General features: G+C 69.5%; 2 protein-coding genes. One reads left to right on the plus strand and one right to left on the minus strand.

Going from position 1 to position 2,656, the window contains the following annotated elements; genetic code table 11:
- Positions 1 to 130: 130 nt before the first annotated feature.
- Positions 131 to 397: a 30S ribosomal protein S20 gene (gene rpsT, locus AC13HU_RS35360; protein WP_328464046.1), complete on the minus strand. Its 267-nt coding sequence runs from the start codon at positions 395 to 397 to the stop codon at positions 131 to 133.
- A gap of 328 nt (positions 398 to 725) precedes the next feature.
- Here rpsT and lepA point away from each other — a divergent pair, with 328 nt between their 5' ends.
- On the plus strand, positions 726 to 2,609 hold the full coding sequence (gene lepA / locus AC13HU_RS35365) for a translation elongation factor 4 (RefSeq protein WP_483046096.1): 1,884 nt from the start codon (positions 726 to 728) through the stop codon (positions 2,607 to 2,609).
- The last annotated feature ends 47 nt before the right edge of the window (positions 2,610 to 2,656 follow it).

A 2,656-nucleotide genomic window follows, 5' to 3' on the forward strand; every position in this document is an offset into this window, starting at 1 on the left:
GGGCGGTAGAGGGGCCGCTTGGGTCCGGTTGTCGGCGGTGCCGCGATCCATGACGCGGGTCGTACCGTCACACCCGCCCCGGTGAGGGGCGCGTGACCGTACGGCCGTGGAACGTGGTGGTGCGGGTGGTTCAGCCCTGGAGCGCGGAGACCGACTGAGCCAGCGCCGACTTCTTGTTGGCGGCCTGGTTCTTGTGGATGACGCCCTTGCTCACGGCCTTGTCGAGCTTCTTGGCGGCGGCGCGCGCGGCGGCGTCGGCCTTCGCGCTGTCGCCGGCCGCGACGGCCTCGCGGGTGCGACGGATCGCGGTCTTCAGCTCGGACTTGACGGCCTTGTTGCGCAGGCGCGCCTTCTCGTTGGTCTTGTTGCGCTTGATCTGGGACTTGATGTTCGCCACGAAAGAGCCTTCTCAGGTTCGTCTGGCCGCCGGCTTGTGCCGTCGGCGTGTCTACCAGGAGTGCGCGCCTCGGGTAGAGGGCACGAGACGCAGCGATCCAGGCTACCAGCAGCGCACGCGCGCTCCCAAACCGTGGCCGCCCCCCGGTCATGGGACTATGGGAGCCAGTCCGCCGGTCCCTCCGGGCCGCCGGCACCAGATCGCCAGCACCAGCCCGCCGGCAGCAGCCGGCCACCAGCCGCCCGCCCGCCCATCAGCCACGCCACGCAACGCGCCGCAGACCCCGACGTTCCCACGACCCTCACGTTCTCAAGAAACTGGACCCCGCGTGCCCGCGACCTCTTCCCCTCTGCCGCACGACGTCCCGGCGCCGAGCCGTACCGACCCGGCGCTGATCCGGAACTTCTGCATCATCGCCCACATCGACCACGGCAAGTCGACGCTGGCCGACCGGATGCTCCAGCTCACCGGAGTCGTCGACCAGCGGCAGATGCGCGCCCAGTACCTCGACCGGATGGACATCGAGCGCGAGCGCGGCATCACCATCAAGTCGCAGGCCGTCCGGCTGCCGTGGGCACCGACCACCGGTGACGGCCAAGGCCGTACCCACATCCTCAACATGATCGACACCCCCGGCCACGTGGACTTCACCTACGAGGTGTCGCGTTCGCTGGCCGCCTGTGAGGGCACGGTTTTGCTGGTCGACGCGGCCCAGGGCATCGAGGCGCAGACGCTCGCCAACCTCTACCTCGCGATGGAGAACGACCTCACCATCGTGCCGGTGCTCAACAAGATCGACCTGCCCGCCGCCCAGCCGGAGAAGTTCGCCGAAGAGCTGGCCAACCTGATCGGCTGCGACCCCGCCGACGTGCTGCGGGTCTCGGCGAAGACCGGCGTCGGCGTGGACGCGCTGCTGGACCGGGTGGTCCGCGAGGTGCCGGCCCCGGTCGGCGTCGCCGACGCCCCGGCCCGCGCGATGATCTTCGACTCGGTCTACGACTCCTACCGCGGCGTGGTCACCTACGTCCGGGTGATCGACGGGCAGCTCACCAAGCGCGAGCGGATCAGGATGATGTCCACCGGCGCGGTCCACGAGCTGCTGGAGATCGGCACCAACTCCCCGGAGATGCTCGCCGCCGACGGCCTGGGCGTCGGCGAGGTCGGCTACCTGATCACCGGGGTGAAGGACGTCCGGCAGTCCAAGGTCGGTGACACCATCACCACCCAGGCCGCCGGCGCCACCGAGGCGCTGGGCGGCTACAAGGACCCCAAGCCGATGGTCTTCTCCGGCCTGTATCCGCTGGACGGCTCCGACTACCCCGAGCTGCGCGAGGCGCTGGACAAGCTCCAGCTCAACGACGCGGCGCTGGTCTACGAGCCCGAGACGTCCGCCGCCCTCGGCTTCGGCTTCCGGGTCGGCTTCCTCGGGCTGCTGCACCTGGACGTGGTCCGGGAGCGGCTGGAGCGCGAGTTCGGCCTCGACCTGATCGCCACCGCCCCCAACGTGGTCTACCGCGTGACGATGGAGGACGGCGCCGAGCACACCGTCACCAACCCCAGCGAGTTCCCCGAGGGCAAGATCGCCGAGGTGCACGAGCCGGTGGTGCGCGCCACCGTGCTCGCCCCCACCGAGTTCATCGGCGCGATCATGGAGCTGTGTCAGAACCGGCGCGGCGCGCTGCTCGGCATGGACTACCTCTCCGAGGACCGGGTGGAGATCCGCTACACCCTGCCGCTGGCCGAGATCGTCTTCGACTTCTTCGACCAGCTCAAGTCCAAGACCCGCGGCTACGCGTCGCTGGACTACGAACCCACCGGCGAGCAGAGCGCCGACCTGGTGAAGGTCGACATCCTCCTGCACGGCGACAAGGTCGACGCGTTCTCCGCGATCACCCACAAGGAGAAGGCGTACGCCTACGGGGTGCGGCTGGTCGGCAAGCTGCGCGCGCTGATCCCGCGGCAGAACTTCGAGGTGCCCATCCAGGCGGCCATCGGGGCCCGGGTGATCGCCCGTGAGACGGTCCGCGCCATCCGCAAGGACGTCCTCGCCAAGTGCTACGGCGGCGACATCTCCCGTAAGCGCAAGCTGCTGGAGAAGCAGAAGGAGGGCAAGAAGCGGATGAAGATGGTCGGCAACGTGGAGGTCCCGCAGGAGGCGTTCATCGCGGTGCTGTCCACAGACTCCGAGGGCGAGACCAAGACGACGAAGTAGGGCGCGCGGGCAGGCCGCGAGGCAGCCCGCGGGGCAGGGCGGAGAGG

It is taken from the genome of Streptomyces sp. NH27 (assembly GCF_056859195.1).